At 51.8% G+C, this 528-nt stretch carries 1 rRNA gene; it reads right to left on the reverse strand.

From position 1 onward, the window contains the following. Positions 1-299, reverse strand: a 23S ribosomal RNA gene (locus IEX01_RS21440); the annotation flags it as partial. Between the last annotated feature and the right edge of the window lie 229 nt (positions 300-528).

The raw sequence follows: 528 nt of genomic DNA on the forward strand, positions 1-528 counted from the left end.
TCCACTGACACACAAGCTGATTCAGGCTCTGGGCTGTTCCCCGTTCGCTCGCCGCTACTGGGGGAATCTCGGTTGATTTCTTTTCCTCGGGGTACTTAGATGTTTCAGTTCCCCCGGTTCGCCTCGTCAGCCTATGTATTCAGCTAACGATAGTGTGACGAATCACACTGGGTTTCCCCATTCGGACATCGTCGGTTATAACGCCTCATATCAGCTTACCGACGCTTTTCGCAGATTAGCACGTCCTTCATCGCCTCTGACTGCCAGGGCATCCACCGTGTACGCTTAGTCGCTTAACCTCACAACCCGAAGATGTTTCTCGCGAATCNCACTTTCGTGTGTCGTTTCAATTTTCAGCTTGTTCCGGATTGTTAAAGAGCAAATATCTCAAACGTGACTAAACAGTCAGTTTTGAGATATCGGTTGGTTGTGCCTTTCACCCACAGCCAAGCAAGTGGCGTCCCCTAGGGGATTCGAACCCCTGTTGCCGCCGTGAAAGGGCGGAGTCCTAACCGCTAGACGAAGGGG

This window comes from Franconibacter daqui (genome assembly GCF_014644275.1).
GTDB classification, from domain to species: domain Bacteria; phylum Pseudomonadota; class Gammaproteobacteria; order Enterobacterales; family Enterobacteriaceae; genus Franconibacter; species Franconibacter pulveris.